The 13,800-nt window shown below is 67.3% G+C and carries 11 protein-coding genes; 7 read left to right on the top strand and 4 right to left on the bottom strand.

Annotated elements, in window-relative coordinates:
* Positions 1–62: 62 nt before the first annotated feature.
* Both IEX50_RS02635 and rnd read right to left on the bottom strand, forming a co-directional pair.
* On the bottom strand, positions 63–278 hold the full coding sequence (locus IEX50_RS02635; RefSeq protein WP_188699413.1) for an I78 family peptidase inhibitor: 216 nt from the start codon (positions 276–278) through the stop codon (positions 63–65).
* 13 nt (positions 279–291) lie between these two features.
* Positions 292–1,542, bottom strand: a complete 1,251-nt coding sequence (rnd, locus tag IEX50_RS02630) for a ribonuclease D (protein WP_157177370.1) — start codon at positions 1,540–1,542, stop codon at positions 292–294.
* Between the two features lie 94 nt (positions 1,543–1,636).
* Between rnd and aspS the strand changes: the two genes are divergently transcribed.
* Both aspS and IEX50_RS02620 read left to right on the top strand, forming a co-directional pair.
* The gene (aspS, locus tag IEX50_RS02625) at positions 1,637–3,415 is read left to right on the top strand and encodes an aspartate--tRNA ligase (protein WP_157177369.1); all 1,779 of its coding nucleotides are present in this window, start codon (positions 1,637–1,639) and stop codon (positions 3,413–3,415) included.
* An 18-nt stretch (positions 3,416–3,433) separates the two neighbouring features.
* A complete protein-coding gene (locus tag IEX50_RS02620) occupies positions 3,434–4,222 on the top strand; it encodes a polyphosphate kinase 2 family protein (protein ID WP_157177368.1) in 789 nt (262 codons plus the stop codon).
* 116 nt (positions 4,223–4,338) lie between these two features.
* Here the strand turns inward: IEX50_RS02620 and IEX50_RS02615 are convergent, their stop codons facing one another.
* Both IEX50_RS02615 and IEX50_RS02610 read right to left on the bottom strand, forming a co-directional pair.
* Positions 4,339–4,830, bottom strand: coding sequence for a GreA/GreB family elongation factor (locus IEX50_RS02615; protein WP_157177367.1), 492 nt, complete (start codon positions 4,828–4,830; stop codon positions 4,339–4,341).
* Between the two features lie 95 nt (positions 4,831–4,925).
* Entirely contained in the window at positions 4,926–6,938 is a 2,013-nt protein-coding gene (locus IEX50_RS02610; RefSeq protein ID WP_157177366.1) for a lytic transglycosylase domain-containing protein, read from the bottom strand.
* A gap of 108 nt (positions 6,939–7,046) precedes the next feature.
* On the opposite strand from IEX50_RS02610, the gene dapA reads away from it, so the two are divergent.
* From dapA to IEX50_RS02585, 5 genes are all read left to right on the top strand, one after another.
* Positions 7,047–7,922, top strand: coding sequence for a 4-hydroxy-tetrahydrodipicolinate synthase (gene dapA / locus IEX50_RS02605; protein WP_157177365.1), 876 nt, complete (start codon positions 7,047–7,049; stop codon positions 7,920–7,922).
* A 67-nt stretch (positions 7,923–7,989) separates the two neighbouring features.
* Complete coding sequence (gene smpB / locus IEX50_RS02600) at positions 7,990–8,472, top strand: SsrA-binding protein SmpB (RefSeq protein ID WP_157177364.1); 483 nt, start codon at positions 7,990–7,992, stop codon at positions 8,470–8,472.
* Positions 8,465–9,031: a DUF2062 domain-containing protein gene (locus tag IEX50_RS02595; RefSeq protein ID WP_229673608.1), complete on the top strand. Its 567-nt coding sequence runs from the start codon at positions 8,465–8,467 to the stop codon at positions 9,029–9,031. Before smpB ends, IEX50_RS02595 begins: the two co-directional genes overlap by 8 nt.
* A gap of 112 nt (positions 9,032–9,143) precedes the next feature.
* Positions 9,144–11,195 carry a M13 family metallopeptidase gene (locus IEX50_RS02590; RefSeq protein WP_157177363.1) on the top strand — a complete coding sequence of 684 codons (2,052 nt, stop codon included), beginning with the start codon at positions 9,144–9,146 and terminating at the stop codon, positions 11,193–11,195.
* Positions 11,196–11,294: 99 nt separating this feature from the next.
* The gene (locus IEX50_RS02585; RefSeq protein ID WP_157177362.1) at positions 11,295–13,754 is read left to right on the top strand and encodes a hybrid sensor histidine kinase/response regulator; all 2,460 of its coding nucleotides are present in this window, start codon (positions 11,295–11,297) and stop codon (positions 13,752–13,754) included.
* The last annotated feature ends 46 nt before the right edge of the window (positions 13,755–13,800 follow it).

The raw sequence follows: 13,800 nt of genomic DNA, 5'->3' as shown, positions 1-13,800 counted from the left end.
GCCGATCGTCGGTCCGCTCCGGTAGCGGAGTCTTACCGTTCCCTCGCGCCGCTTGCTTCAGGTCAACCGCACACGACCCGCGTCGCGAGCCCGGCGGCATCGACGTCGACGGTCAACCGATCGGGGCGGAGATCCGCCGTGACCATCATCCCCGGTCGCACGATCCGGATGGTGCGCGCGCCGCTTTGACGGCGCCAGCCTTCCGCAGTTTCGTCCGAAACCGGTTTGCCCACCGCATCCGCGATGCGGCTGGCGTCGCAGTTTCCGGCAGTCGCCACGGGCCGGACGGCGTCACCCGTCCGCGTGCAACCGCATGCCAGCGTCATCAGCAGGATCGCCGTCGCCCGTGTCGTGCCGATCGTCATTGTCCGTCTCCAGCGCGGTGCGCGTCATGGTCAGTTTGCCGTTCACGACCGCGAAGGCGAGGCGCCCCTCAACAAGATCAAGCGCGTCGCGGCCGAATTGTTCGAAGCGCCAGCCTTCCAGCATCGACAGCCCCTCGCGGCGGCCGGCGGCGAGATGCTCGAGTTCGTCGGCGCGGGCGATCAGTTTGGAGGCGACATCGGCATCGCGGGCGCGGATCTTGAGGAGGAGTTTCAGCAGGTCGGCCACCAGCGAGCCGTCCTTGCCGAGCCCCGGCTTGCGGTCCTCGCGCGCCGGCATCTCCGCATCGGACAGCGGCGGCGCGTCGCGGATCACCGCCAGCAGCCGTGCGCCGATGTCGTTCGACGCCCAGCTCGGGCTCATGCCGCGGACGCGCGACAGGTCGCTCTGCTGCACCGGGGGATGGGCGGCGAGATCGGCGATAGTCTCGTCTTTGATCAGGCGGCCGCGCGGCAGGTTCTTGGTCTGCGCCTCGCGCTCGCGCCAGGCGGCGATCGCCTTCAGCCGGCCAAGCACGTCCGCCTTGCGGCTCGGGATCTTGATCCGCAGCCAGGCCAGGTCGGGAATGTTGACGTAGCTCGCCGGATCGCCGAGCCGCTCCATCTCCTGATCCAGCCAAGCGCCGCGCCCCTGCCGCTTCAGCTTGCCGAGCATCTTGGGGAAGATATCGGCGAGATAGGTGACGTCGCCGATCGCATAGTCGATCTGCCGCCGGTCGAGCGGCCGCCGCGCCCAGTCGGTGAAGCGCGCGCCCTTGTCGAGCTTCACGCCCACCATGCTCTCGACGAGGTTGGAATAGCCGATCTGCTCGCCCATACCGAGCGCCATCGCCGCGACCTGCGTGTCGAACAGCGGGTAGGGCGTCTTGCCGGTGATGTTGTGAATGATCTCAAGGTCTTGGCCGCCGGCGTGGAAAACCTTCAGAACCTCCTCGTTCTCGACCATCAGGTCCATCAGCGGGGTCATGTCGAGCCCCTTGGCCTTCGGATCGATCGCCGCTGCTTCCTGCGCATCGCCAATCTGGATCAGGCAGAGTTCGGGCCAGTAGGTGTTTTCGCGCATAAATTCCGTATCGACCGCGACAAAGGGCGATTTGGCGAGACGGGCGCACAGATCGGCAAGCGTCTGGCTATCAGTGATCAGGGGATGGATCTTCATGAGACCGTCATAGCGACTGCGCGCGCCTTGACAAACCGGGGTCGCACGCGTGAAGCGGCATCATTCCAAAATCACTATTCGAGTGAATTTCAACATGCACGTCTATCGTTCGCATACCTGCGCCGCCCTTCGTGAAAGCGACGTCGGCGCGACCGTCCGCTTGTCGGGCTGGGTCCACCGGAAACGCGATCATGGCGGCGTGCTGTTCGTCGATCTGCGCGATCATTACGGGCTGACCCAGATCGTCGCGAAGGCGGACAGCGAGGCGCTGCGCATCCTGGACGGGCTGCGCGCCGAATCGGTGGTGACGATCGACGGGACGGTCGTGGAGCGCGGCCCCGAGGCGACGAACGCGAACCTGGCGACGGGTGCGATCGAGGTCGTGGCGGATGCGGTGACGGTGCAGTCGTCGGCCAGCGAGCTGCCGATGCCGGTGGCGGGCGACCAGGAATATCCCGAGGATATCCGGCTGCGTTACCGCTTCCTCGATTTGCGCCGCGACCGGATCCACCGCAACATCGTGCTGCGGTCGAACGTCATCGCATCGATCCGCCGGCGGATGATCGACCAGGGGTTCATGGAATTCCAGACGCCGATCCTGACCGCGTCGTCGCCGGAAGGTGCGCGCGACTATCTGGTGCCGAGCCGGGTGCATCCGGGCAAGTTCTACGCGCTGCCGCAGGCGCCGCAGATGTTCAAGCAGCTGCTGATGGTCGCCGGGTTCGACCGGTATTTCCAGATCGCGCCCTGCTTCCGCGACGAGGATGCGCGCGCCGACCGGTCGCCGGGCGAGTTCTATCAGCTCGATTTCGAGATGAGCTTCGTCACGCAAGACGATGTTTTTGCAGCGATCGAGCCGGTGCTGCACGGCATCTTCGAGGAGTTCGCGGTCAACCGGACGGTGACGGCCGCGCCGTTCCCGCGGATCGCCTATCGCGACGCGATGCTGCGTTACGGGTCGGACAAGCCGGACCTGCGCAACCCGATCGAGATCGTCGACGTGACCGAGCATTTCGTCGGTTCGGGCTTCGGCCTGTTCGCCAAGATCGTCGAGGGCGGCGGCGTGGTCCGCGCGATCCCGGCACCGGGCGCGGGGGCGAAGAGCCGAAAGTTCTTCGACGAGATGAACGAGTGGGCACGCGCGGCCGGGCATGCCGGGCTGGGCTACATCAACATCAAGGACGGCGTGCCCGGCGGGCCGATCGCCAAGAACCACGGCGAGGAGGCGACCACGAAGCTGATCGCGGCGCTGGGCCTGGGGCCGAACGACGGCGTGTTCTTCGCGGCCGGTAAGGAGTTGGCGACTGCGAAGCTGGCCGGGGCGGCGCGGACCCGGACGGGTGAGGAGCTGGGCCTGATCGAAGAGGGCGTGTTCAAGTTCTGCTGGGTCGTCGACTTCCCGATGTTCGAGTATGACGAGGACGCCAAGAAGGTCGATTTCAGCCACAATCCCTTCTCGATGCCGCAGGGCGAACTTAACGCGCTGGAGACGATGGATCCGCTCGATATTCTGGCTTATCAGTATGATATCGTCTGCAACGGTGTCGAACTCTCGAGCGGCGCGATCCGGAACCACAAGCCGGAGATCATGTACAAGGCGTTCGAGATCGCCGGCTATTCGCAGGCCGATGTCGACACCAACTTCTCCGGCATGATCAACGCGTTCAAGTTCGGCGCGCCGCCGCATGGTGGCTCCGCGCCGGGGATCGACCGGATCGTGATGCTGCTGGCGGAGGAGCCGAACATCCGCGAGGTCGTGCTGTTCCCGATGAACCAGCGCGCGGAGGACCTGATGATGCAGGCGCCCGCACCCGCGACGCCGCGCCAGCTGCGCGAGCTGTCGATCCGGGTGGTGGACGGTCCGAAGGCGTAACCGAACGGAGCTGCGACCATGGCGATCGACCTTTCCGATTATGAGACCGGCGCGAAATATGACGGCGATTATGAGGGGGATCTGACGAAGCTGCAGGAGCGGCTGACCCGGAACATGGTCGCCCATATCGTCCACAAGCGGCGGTCGATCATCCTGTTCGAGGGCTGGGACGCGGCGGGCAAGGGCGGTGCGATCCAGCGGATGACGGCGGAATGGGACCCACGCTATTTCCAGGTGTGGCCGATCGCGGCTCCGTCGCCGGACGAGGCGTCGCGGCATTTCCTGTGGCGGTTCTGGACGCGGTTGCCCGCCGCGGGGCGGATCGCGGTGTTCGATCGCAGCTGGTACGGGCGCGTGCTGGTCGAGCGGGTCGAGGGCTACGCGACCGAGGACGAGTGGCGGCGCGGCTATGACGAGATCAACGCGTTCGAGGCGCAGCAGTGCGCCGACGGGACGAAGATCGTGAAGCTGTTCCTGCATATCGACCAGACGGAGCAGGACGAGCGGATCATGCGGCGCGTGCGGCATCCGTGGAAGCGCTGGAAGACCGGGGCCGACGACTTCCGGAACCGTGACAAGCGGGCGGGCTATCTCGATGCGATGGCGGACATGTTTCGTCAGACCGATACCGAGATCGCGCCGTGGCATGTCGTCGATGCGGGCAACAAGAAGGCGGCGCGGATCGCGGTGCTGACCCATGTGGCGAAGGTGCTGGAGACGCATGTGCCGATGGATGCGCCCGAGGCGGATCCCGAGACGATCGCGCTGGCGAAGGCGCATTTCGGGTCTGCGCTGAAGCTGGATTGAGGGACGCCTTACGACCCGTTTGGTTCGAGCCAATCCAGCACTCCGCGCAGGGTTCTCGACAGGCTCGAACCGAACGGGGTGGGGGTGGTCTAAAGCCAGATGGCGTGAGTGCGGCGTCAGGGCTGCGGTGACGGGTAGCTGATCGTCAGGACCTCATAGTCCTTCGTGCCGCCGGGGAGGTCGACGCGGCGGACGTCGCCGATGGTGGCGCCGCGCAGGGCGTGGGCGATCGGGGAGGACCAGCTGATCCGACCGGCGGCAGTGTCGGTCTCGTCCTCGCCGACCAGGGTCAGCACGCGCTCGGCGTTGTCCTCGTCGGCGATCGTGACGCAGGCGCCGAACAGGACGCGGTGCCGCTCCGTCTGATGGGCGGGGTCGACGATCTTGGCGGCCTTCATGCGTTTAGATAGCCAGCCCAGTTCGCGGTCGATTTCGCGGAGGCGTTTGCGACCGTAGATATAGTCGCCGTTTTCGGAGCGGTCGCCATTGCCTGCCGCCCAGCTGATGACTTCGACGAGCTTGGGGCGCTCCTCGCCGAGCAGGTGGCGGTAGCGGGCCTGCATCGCGTGGTAGCCGGTGGGGGTGATGTAGTTGGGGCGGTCGGTCATTTTGGTCGGGATCGCCTGCTGGCCGTGCGCTTGTGGTGCTGTTGCCCCCACCCCCAACCCCTCCCCTGAAGGGGAGGGGGGACGACAGTAGAAGGTTAGCCCGCTGTTCGCTTGCCCAAGTAGGCGGAGAGGCGGTTGGTGGCAGGCATCTTGGCGCGGCTCGGGTTCATCATGTCGTAGACGACGGCGTTTTCCAGGACGTGCTGGACGTAGCCGCGCGTTTCGGAGAGCGGAATCGCCTCGATCCAGTCGATGACATCGACGCCGGCCATGCGGGGGTCGCCGTTGGCGCGGATGAACTTGTTCACATTGCCCGGGCCGGCGTTGTAGCTCGCCACCGCCAGCACGTGGCTGCCGCCATAATAGTCGAGCATGCGGCGGAAATAGCTGGCGCCGAGCATGATGTTGTATTGCGGATCGCTCGTCAAACGTCCGTAATCATAGGACAATCCCAATTTACCCGACGTTTCTCGCGCGGTGCCGGGCATCAGCTGCATCAGGCCGCGCGCGCCGACGCGGCTGTTGGCCTGGCGGTCGAACTGGCTTTCCTGGCGGCTGATTGCGTGGATCATCGTCCAGTCGCTGGCGTAGGCACCGGGCACCGTCATGGTCGGGAAGCCGTAACGCACCGGGTCGGTCGTGCCGATGCGGGCATTGCGCGCGACCATGACGCCGAGATCGGGGCGGTTCATGCTCCGCGACAGATCGACGGCGAGCTGGTGGCCGACCTGATCCTTGGCGTTCGCGGCAATCGCGCGGACGAACAAGGTCTGGTCCTGCCAGTTGCCGTCGCGGCCGAGCAGGCGGGCGGCACGGACCGGTTCGCTCGATTCGAATGCGGCGCGTTCGGCGGCACCGACAACGGGCGAGGCGGGTTCGGGCGGCAGGACCATCGCGCGGCCGAGCCGTTCGGCAGACAGCTGACCGTAGAACTGGTCCATGTGCTGCGCCGCTTCGGACAGATAGGCGTTGGCGGCGGTGGTGTTGCCCGCTGCCTGGGCCGCACGGCCGGCCCAGTAGAGCCCCTTGGTCTGGGTCTGCGGCGTCTGTGCGGCGCGGGCGTAGCGCGCGAACATCGTCGCGGCGTCCGCCGGTCGGTTGAGCTTCTTGAACGCGGTGATGCCGCCCAGCCAGACCAAGCTGGTATAGTCGTCGCGCTCGTCAAGATCGCGCTCGCGGATGTTGGTGCCGGCGGGGAACGCGGCCTCCGCCTTTTCCGCGATGGCATAGGCGTAGCTCGACTGGTTATCGGTCGCGGCGCCGCGCGCGATGGTCAGCAGCGCATCGAGATATCGTTCCGCATCATAGGGTTGCCCCTCGATCCTGAGCGGCGATGCGAGGTAGGCGCGTGCGGCCGGGACCTGCCCGCCGTTGCGCAGCCAGTTGGCGCGATCGACGACATAGCCGGGATCGCTGTCGAAGCTGGCAGGCGCGGTGCCGGCGCCGGGCTGGTTGCCCTGCAACGCGATGCGCGCGGCGTAGAGCGGCCGGCGGGCGGGCGAGACGAGCGGGAGCTGGCGCATCGCGGGGACGGTGGCGCGTGCCCAGAGCAGCGCCTCCATCCGCCGGTCCTGGTCGGTGGTGGTGAAGCGCGGACCGAAGCGCGAGGCGATGCCGGCCTCCAGATCTGGCGGCAGGTAGCCGCCCGTCCAGGCCGCGGTCGCCGCCGTCTGGGCATCGGCGGCGCGGCCGAGTGCGGCCAGTGCGTCGGCGAAGCGCGCATTGCCGGCGGGCGTGCGCGGGGGGTAGCGCGTGAAGAAGGCGACGATCGTCTGCGGATCGGCGCCGCTCGTCTCAAGCCGCTTTTCCGCCGTGCGGCGCATCGCGACGTCGCCCGGCCAGCCGGGGTGTGCGGTCAGGAACCGCGCATAATCGCCGAACGCGTAGGAGTCGGACTGCCGCAGCCGGGTCCATTCCGCGATGGCGGAACGGATCGGATCATAGCCCGGCGCGGCATAGCCGGTGACCGGCATGGCCGACGACGGCACGGCATAACCCGGCGCGGGCAGCGCCGGCGGGACGAGCGCGCCGCCCTGCGGTTGCAGCGTCATCGCGGCGGCCGCGACCGATGCGAGCAGCGTGGAGGAGACGAGGATACGACTAAGCATGCTGGACACGGTGGCAGGGGCGTCCTTATCAGGCGCTGAACGATCACGGGGCTGTGACATGCCGGCGACTATGCCGGTTGGCGGCGTCCGGGTGAAGGGGAGAAGCGCATGTTTCGCGGGTCCATTCCGGCCTTGGTAACGCCGTTCCGCGATGGGGCGTTCGACGAAGGCACATATCGGAAGTTCATCGACCTGCAGATCGAATCGGGCAGCAGCGCGCTGGTGCCGTGCGGGACGACCGGGGAAAGCGCCACGATGACGATCGTCGAGCATGACCGCGTCGTGTCGGTCTGCGTCGAGCAGGCGGCGGGCCGCGTGCCGGTGATCGCGGGATGCGGATCGAACGACACGCGCGTCGCGCTGGAACATATGCGCGCCGCCCAGCGGGCAGGAGCGGCGGCGGCTTTGCTGGTGCCGCCATATTATAACCGGCCGTCGCAGGCCGGGATCATCGCCCATTTCGAGGCGCTGGCTGAAGGGTGCGACCTGCCGATCATGCTCTACAACGTGCCGGGCCGGACCTCGGTCGATATCCATGTCGACACGATGGCGCGGCTGGCGGCGATGCCCAGCGTGATCGGGGTGAAGGACGCGACCGGCAATGCGGTGCGCGTGACGGCGCAGCGGCTGGCGTGCGGGACCGACTTTTGCCAGCTGTCGGGCAATGACGACATGGCGCTGGGGTTCATGGCGATGGGCGGGCTGGGGTGCATCTCGGTCACCGCCAACGTCGCGCCGGCACTGTGTGCGGAGTTCCAGGATGCGTGCCTGGAGGGGCGCTGGGGCGATGCGCTGGCGTTGCAGGACAAGCTGTTCCCGCTCCACACCGCGTTGTTCAGCGATGCGTCGCCGGGGCCGGTGAAATATGCCCTGTCGCGCGTGCTGTCCGATTTTCCGAGCGAGCTGCGCCTGCCGATGACGGAGCCGTCCGCGGCGAGCCGGGCGCAGGTCGATGCGGCGCTGCTGACGGCCGGACTGTTGTGAAGCGCGGGCGGACGGACCATCTAGGCCGGATCATGATCGTTTTCCCCTTCCGCGAGCGTGCCGCCTGATGGCGCGTCCCAAGCCCCCACAGTTCGAGAAGGTGAAAGTGGTCGCCGAGAATCGCCGTGCGCGGTTCGAATATTTCCTTGAGGAATTTTTCGAGGCGGGCATCGCGCTGACCGGCACCGAGGTGAAGTCGCTGCGGTTCGGCGAAGGGTCGATCGCGGAGAGTTATGCCGAGGTGAAGGACGGGCAGGTCTATCTGGTGAATGCCAACGTGCCGGAATATAATTTTGGCAACCGGTTCAACCACGAGCCCAAGCGCCCGCGCAAGCTGCTGCTGCACGAACGCGAGGTCGAGAAGATGCGGACCGGCGTGTCGCGCGAGGGGATGACGCTGATCCCGATGGCGATCTATTTCAACGGGCGTGGGCGGGCGAAGGTCGAGCTGGCGCTGGCGAAGGGCAAGAAGCTGCACGACAAGCGCGAGGTGCAGAAGGATCGCGACTGGTCGCGCGACCGCGCCCGGATCATGCGCGAACGTGGCTAAGACCTGGCTCGCCGATCGCATCCGCGCGATCATGCCGGCCCGCGAGGAGCTGGAGGCGAACCGTCTGTTGCGGCCCGTGGCGCATCTGTTGCTGCGTCCGGCGCTCTGGCGTTTCACGCGGCGGTCGGTGCCGCGGGCAATCGGCATTGGGCTGACGGTCGGGATCTTCGTGATGATCCCGGTGGTGCAGCCGCTGTCCGCGGCGATGCTGGCGATCCCGTTCCGCGCCAACGTGCCGCTGACGACGGGCACGACGTTCCTGTCCAACCCGCTGACCACGCCGCTGATCGTGATCGCGTCGCTCTGGATCGCGTCCGCGCTGTTCGGGATGGAGACCGATCCGGGATCGGTGATGCGGATGATCCATGCCGGCGCGACGTTCGCGGACTGGAAGCACTGGCTGCTGTCGTCGGCCGCACCGGGGTTGCTTGCCGGTCTGACAGTCTTGGCGATCGGGATGGGGGTCGCGGGCTATGCCATCGCGACGATTGGCTGGCGAATCTGGATCGGGCATAAATGGCATGCGCGCGGCCGCGAACGGGCGCTGCGCGGCCTTTGAGCTTTGCGACAGGGATGTCAGGAACGGCGACGGAAATGCTCGCATAGTCGCATGAAGTCCGTACACTCCGGGATTTAGCCGCGTCGTTCGCGGCCGATCGAGAAGGTTTCCCATGCGATTGAAGATCGTCCTGCTGGGCGCGTCCGCGTTTGCCAGCATCGCTGCCCCTGCCTTTGCCCAGACCGCGCCGGCACCGCGCCCCGTGACCGCCGTCAATGCGGGCAAGCCGGAACTCGGCACGTTCGGGTTCGACACCGCGGGCATGGACCGCAGCGTGGCACCGGGCGATAATTTCGACGCGTTCGCCAGCGGCACCTGGAAGAAGACGAACCCGATCCCGGCCGATCGGTCGAGCTACGGCATGTTCACCCGGCTGGACGACCTGTCGACCGAGCGTAGTCGCGCGATCCTGGAGGAAGCGGCGCGCACGCCGGGGACGCGGATCGGCGATCTGTACGCCAGCTTCGTCGACCAGGCGGCGGTCGATGCCAAGGGCGCCGCACCGCTGAAGCCGACGCTGGCCGCGATCGATGCGGCCAAGACGAAGCCGGCGCTGGCGGCGGAGATGGGCAAGCTGGCGCGGATCGGCGTGCCGACGCCGTTCCGGCTGGGCGTGGGTCAGGACGATCGCAATCCCGAAACCTACATCGTGTCGATGGGGCAGGGCGGGCTGGGGCTGCCCGACCGCGATTATTATCTGAAGACCGATCCGAAGCTGGTCGAGGCGCGCACCGCCTATGCCGGTTATCTGACGAAGCTGTTCGCGCTGGCGGGGCTGCCCAACGGCGCCGCGCGGGCGCAGGCGGTGATCGCGTTCGAGACGAAGCTGGCGCAGGTCCAGTGGACGCGGATCGATTCGCGCGATGCGGTCAAGACGTACAACAAGTGGTCGGCGGCCGATTTCGCCCAGAAGGCACCCGGGTTCGACTGGGCCAAGTATCTCGCCGCGACCGGCGTGAACGGCCAAACCCAGTTCCTGGTGGCGCAGCCGACCGCGTTCACGGGCAGTGCCGCGGTGATCGCCGCCACGCCGCTCAATGTGTTGCAGGATTACATGAAGCTGCGCGCGATCAACCGGTTCGCGCCCTATCTGTCGCAGCCGTTTGTCGACGCCTCGTTCGCGTTCAATTCGACGCAGTTGCAGGGCACGCCGCAAAACCGCGATCGCTGGAAGCGCGGCGTGGCGCTGGTCAACGGGCAGGTCGGCGAGGATCTCGGCAAGATCTACGTCGCCAAGTATTTCCCGCCCGAGGCCAAGGCGCAGGCCGACCTGCTGGTGAAGAACGTGATCGCCGCGATGGGCGACCGGATCGACGCGCTGACCTGGATGGCGCCCGAGACCAAGGTGAAGGCGCGCGCCAAGCTGGCCGCGTTCCGTGCCAAGATCGGTTACCCGGACACGTGGCGCGATTATTCCGCGCTGAAGATCGACCGGAACGACCTGCTCGGCAATGTGCAGCGCGCGACGGCGTTCGAGTTCCAGCGCGACCTGAACAAGCTGGGCAAGCCGCTCGACCGCGAGGAATGGGGCATGACCCCCACGACGATCAACGCCTATGCCAATTTCGGCATGAACGAGATCGTGTTCCCGGCGGCGATCCTGCAACCGCCGTTCTTCGATCCGAACGCCGATCCGGCGGTGAATTATGGCGGGATCGGTGCCGTGATCGGCCACGAGATCAGCCATCATTTCGATGATCAGGGTTCGCAGTACGACAGCACCGGCAAGCTGACCGAATGGTGGACGCCGAAGGACGTCGCACAGTTCAAGGCGCTGACCGGCCAGCTGGTGGCGCAGTATGACAAGTACGAGCCGATCCCGGGCCTGCATGTGCAGGGCGGGCTGACGCTGGGCGAGAATATCGGCGATCTGGCCGGTCTGACCGCGGCGTATGGCGCATACCAGAAGTCGCTGGGCGGCAAGCCGGCGCCGGTGATCGACGGCATGACCGGCGACCAGCGTTTCTACCTGGGCTGGGCGCAGGTGTGGCGCCGCAACGATCGCGAGGCGGCGCTGCGCCAGCAGTTGCTGACCGATCCGCATTCGCCCGCCGAGCAGCGCGCGAACGTCGTCCGCAACCTCGACCCCTGGTATGCGGCGTACAAGCCCAAGCCGGGCGAGAAGCTGTACCTAGCGCCGGCAGAGCGCGTCCGCATCTGGTAAGCGTGCGCAGGGGTGGCGGTCGGCGCCACCCCTTTGCGACACCGCCCATGGCAGGCGGCTTGACGATGCACCCCCGGCGGGTCGAAAGCGCATCCACGCATGACACCGTCCCCTGACCCCGCCGATCCCGACGTCCGCCACCGGATCGCGCTCACCGCGGTGGGCTGCGTCGCGGTGTCCAGTGCCGTGGCGATCTGGTGGTTTGCGGGCGATGTGCTGGTCGCGACGGTTTTCCTGGCGACGCTGGCGGCGTTCGTCGCGCTGGTCTGGTTCACGCGCACCGTGCGAACGGGGGACGAGGCGGGTGCGGGACCGGGGGTCGACTGGTCACTGGCGTTGGCGGCGATCGAGCAGGATCACGACGCCGTGGCCATCACCGAACGCGACGGGCAGCTGCTGTGCGCGAACCGCATGTACGAAAGCTGGTTCGGGGGATTGCCGCCGCCGTCGGGCATCCTGTTCGACGGGGAGGGCAGCCTGGCGTTGAACGCTGCGGGACGTGCGGCGTGGCGCGACGGGATCGGCGCGGCGGCGTCGCTCAATACCGAGCACCGCCGGCTGTCGGTGACGGTGGTGCGTGCGGGGCAATCGGAGGATCACCTCGTCTGGCGGTTCCGGCCGCATTTGACCGACGATCCGGTGCGCGACCTGCTGGCGCTGGTGACCGGCGAGCCGGGGCGGCGGATGGGCGATGCCGGCGTGATGGCGGCGCTGGTCGATCGCGACGGCCGGCTGCTCGGCGCGAACCGCGTGCTGTCGGCGCGCGCGCTGGACGCGACCGACAGCGGCGCGGCGCCGACCGGGGTGGATGCGACCGGGCGGACGTTGACCGACCTGCTGCGTCGCGGGCCGGACGATCGCATCCGCTTTGCGGGCGACGGCGACGAGGTCGATCCACTGCGGCTGGTGCAGGTGCCGATCGATCCGGACCGCGACACCAGCCTGTTCCTTATTCTGGACGACAGCCCCGGGCCGGGTGCGACCCCGGCGGGCGATGCCGGATCGGCGGTCCACATCCACAACCTGCTCGGCATGTTGCCGCTCGGCCTTGCCCTGGCGGAACGCGACGGGCGGCTGTTGTTCGTCAATGCCGCGTTCGAGCGAGCGGCGGGGCTGCCCGCGGGTCAGGCGGCGGTCTATCCGAGCGACCTGGTGGTGAAGGAGGACAAGGGAGCGGTGTCCGACGCGGTGCGGCGGTTCGGATCCGGTTCGGGTCGGCAGCATTCGGGCGACCTGTCGGTCCGGCTCCGCCACCGGCCGGACGAGCCGGTGTCGCTGACCATCGCCACCGCGCGCGGGCTGGGCGATGCGTCCGTGCTGCTCAGCCTGAAGGACAGCACCGAGGAATCGAAGCTGAAGCGGCAGGTGGCGCAGGCGACCAAGATGCAGGCGGTGGGCCAGCTGGCCGGCGGCGTGGCGCATGATTTCAACAACATCCTGACCGCGATCATCGGGCATTGCGACCTGATGATGATGCGCCACACGCCCGGCGACAGCGATTATGACGACATCCAGCAGATCAAGCACAACTCGAACCGCGCGGCCGGCCTGACGCGGCAGCTGCTCGCCTTCTCGCGCCAGCAAACGTTGCGGCCGCAGGTGCTGCAGCTGCCCGACGTGATTTCCGAGATTTCGAATCTCCTCAAGCGATTGCTCGGCGAGACGGTGGCGTTGCAGGTGAAGCATGGCCGCGCGCTGGGCGCGGTGCGCGCCGATCCCGGGCAGCTGGAACAGGTGATCGTCAACCTGGCGGTGAACGCGCGCGATGCGATGCCGGGCGGCGGCACGCTGACGCTCCAGACCTACGGCGTCACCGCCGCGCAGGTGCGGGATCTGGGGTCCGACGTGCTGCCGGTGGGCGACTACACCGCGCTGTCGGTAACCGACACCGGCACGGGCATCCCGCCCGAGGTGTTGGGGAAGGTGTTCGAACCGTTCTACACCACTAAGCCGGTGGGCAAGGGGACGGGGCTGGGGCTGTCGACGGTGTACGGCATCGTCAAGCAGTCCGGCGGATTCATCTTCGCCGATTCGAAGCTGGGGGAGGGGACGACGTTCGTCATCTACCTGCCGGTCCATCTGGCCGATTCGAAGGCGGAGGTGGTCCTGCCGCTGCCGCGCGAGAAGCCGTCGGAGGTCTGGGGGTCGGGCACGATCCTGCTGGTCGAGGACGAGGACATGGTCCGTGCGGTGGCGGAACGGGCGCTGACGCGGCAGGGGTACCGCGTGCTGACCGCGGCGAACGGCGAACTCGCGCTCGAACTGCTCGGCATCGCCCCGTGGGGGAAGGACAATCCGGAGCCGGCGACGATCGACCTGCTGATTTCCGACGTGGTGATGCCGACGATGGACGGGCCGACAATGGTCCGCCACGCGCGGGCGGTGCTGCCGCGCCTGCCGATCGTGTTCATGTCGGGCTATGCCGAGGAGCAGCTGCGCAATTCGATCGCGATCGACAACGTCGCGTTCCTGCCCAAGCCGTTTTCGGTTCAGCAGCTGGGGCAAGCGGCGCGCGACGCGCTGGGGGCCGCGGTCGGGCGAGGCAATATCGCGGGATAATCAGGTTGGTCTTAATCCAAGTCAGTCAATTGAACCGGAAGCGTAG

The sequence above is a fragment of the Sphingomonas prati genome, assembly GCF_014643515.1.
GTDB classification, from domain to species: domain Bacteria; phylum Pseudomonadota; class Alphaproteobacteria; order Sphingomonadales; family Sphingomonadaceae; genus Sphingomonas_R; species Sphingomonas_R prati.
Note: the sequence above shows the minus strand (reverse complement) of the source record. Positions and strands in the feature narration are given on the sequence as shown.

Coding starts and splice junctions, on each gene's coding strand:
- rnd (WP_157177370.1), bottom strand. CDS start 1,542: ATGAAGATCCATCCCCTGATCACTGATAGCCAGACGCTTGCCGATCTG.
- aspS (WP_157177369.1), top strand. CDS start 1,637: ATGCACGTCTATCGTTCGCATACCTGCGCCGCCCTTCGTGAAAGCGAC.
- IEX50_RS02620 (WP_157177368.1), top strand. CDS start 3,434: ATGGCGATCGACCTTTCCGATTATGAGACCGGCGCGAAATATGACGGC.
- IEX50_RS02615 (WP_157177367.1), bottom strand. CDS start 4,830: ATGACCGACCGCCCCAACTACATCACCCCCACCGGCTACCACGCGATG.
- IEX50_RS02610 (WP_157177366.1), bottom strand. CDS start 6,938: ATGCTTAGTCGTATCCTCGTCTCCTCCACGCTGCTCGCATCGGTCGCG.
- dapA (WP_157177365.1), top strand. CDS start 7,047: ATGTTTCGCGGGTCCATTCCGGCCTTGGTAACGCCGTTCCGCGATGGG.
- smpB (WP_157177364.1), top strand. CDS start 7,990: ATGGCGCGTCCCAAGCCCCCACAGTTCGAGAAGGTGAAAGTGGTCGCC.
- IEX50_RS02590 (WP_157177363.1), top strand. CDS start 9,144: ATGCGATTGAAGATCGTCCTGCTGGGCGCGTCCGCGTTTGCCAGCATC.
- IEX50_RS02585 (WP_157177362.1), top strand. CDS start 11,295: ATGACACCGTCCCCTGACCCCGCCGATCCCGACGTCCGCCACCGGATC.